A 1,641-nucleotide genomic window follows, 5' to 3' on the forward strand; every position below is an offset into this window, starting at 1 on the left:
GGCGGCGCCGACCTGCTGGCCGGCCTGATCGTCACCGTGATGGTGATTCCCCAGTCGCTGGCCTATGCCCTGCTCGCCGGCCTGCCCGCCGTGGTGGGGCTCTACGCCAGCATCCTGCCGGCGGTGCTCTACGCGCTGCTCGGCACCAGCCGCACCCTGGCGGTGGGGCCGGTGGCGATCATCGCGCTGATGACCGGCGCCGCCCTCTCCGGGGTCGCTACCCCGGGGACGCCGGAGTACCTGCAGGCGGCCCTGGTGCTGTCGCTTCTCTCCGGGCTGATGCTCGCGGCCATGGGCATGGCCCGCCTGGGCTTCTTCACCAACTTCCTGAGCCACCCGGTGATCGCCGGCTTCCTCTCCGCCTCGGGGCTCTTGATCGCCGCCAGCCAGGCCGCCCACCTGCTGGGCATCGAGGCCAACGGCTATACCGTCATCGCCCTGCTGGGCAGCCTGGCCGCCAGCCTCGATGCCGTGCACTGGCCGACCCTGGCGCTGGGCGGTGGCACCCTACTCTTCCTGCTGCTGTACCGGCGCCACGCCAGGACGCTGCTGCGCCGCCTGGGGCTGGCCGAGCCCATCGCCGCCCTGCTGGCACGCTCGGGCCCGGTGCTGGCGGTGCTGGCCACCACCTGGCTCAGCTGGCACTTCGCCCTGGCCGAGGCCGGGGTGGCGGTGGTCGGCGCCATTCCCGGAGGGCTGCCGCCCCTCACCCTGCCCGGCGTCGATGCCTCGCTGTGGCGGGCCCTGCTCGTCCCGGCGCTGCTGATCAGCGTGGTGGGCTTCGTGGAGTCGATCTCCATGGCCCAGATGCTGGCCGCGCGGCGCCGCCAGCGCATCTCCCCCAACCAGGAGCTGATCGGCCTGGGCGGCGCCAACCTGGCCGCGGCCTTCTCGGCGGGCATGCCGGTCACCGGCGGGCTGTCGCGCACCGTGATCAGCGACGAGGCCGGCGCCCAGACCCCCATGGCCGGGCTCTTCGCGGCGCTCGGCATCGGCCTGATCACCCTGGCCTTCACGCCGCTGCTGCACCACCTGCCCATCGCCACCCTGGCCGCCACCATCACCGTGGCGGTGCTCACCCTGGTCGACATCCCGATGATCCGCCAGACCTGGCGCTACTCCCGTGCCGACTTCTCGGCCATGGCGGTGACCATCCTGCTGACTCTGGTGGAGGGAGTCGAGGCCGGCATCATCGGCGGCGTGGCGCTTTCGGTGGGCCTGTTCCTCTACCGCACCAGCCGCCCCCACAGCGCCATCGTCGGGCGCATTGCGGGCACCGAACACTTCCGCAGCGTGACCCGCCACGAGGTGGAGACCCTGAGCCACGTCGCCTTCCTGCGCATCGACGAGAGCCTCTACTTCGCCAACGCCCGCTACCTGGAGGACACCGTCCACGCCCTGGTGGTGCGCCGCCCTGGCCTCGAGCACGTGGTGCTGATCTGCTCGGCGGTCAACCTGATCGACGCCTCGGCGCTGGAGAGCCTCGACGCCATCAACGCGCGCCTGAAGGAGTCCGGCGTCACCCTGCACCTGGCCGAGGTCAAGGGCCCGGTAATGGATCGCCTCAAGCGCAGCGACTTCCTCGACGACCTGACCGGGCGGGTCTTCCTCAGCACCTACGCCGCCTGGCAGGCGCTGGGC

At 71.9% G+C, this 1,641-nt stretch carries 1 protein-coding gene; it reads left to right on the forward strand.

The genetic code is table 11. The features are described from left to right. Positions 1–1,641: SulP family inorganic anion transporter (locus IBX53_RS16080; protein ID WP_290911385.1), on the forward strand; the 1,641-nt coding region annotated here is incomplete at both ends.

The sequence above is a fragment of the Halomonas sp. genome, from assembly GCF_014859505.1.
Lineage (GTDB): Bacteria > Pseudomonadota > Gammaproteobacteria > Pseudomonadales > Halomonadaceae > Halomonas.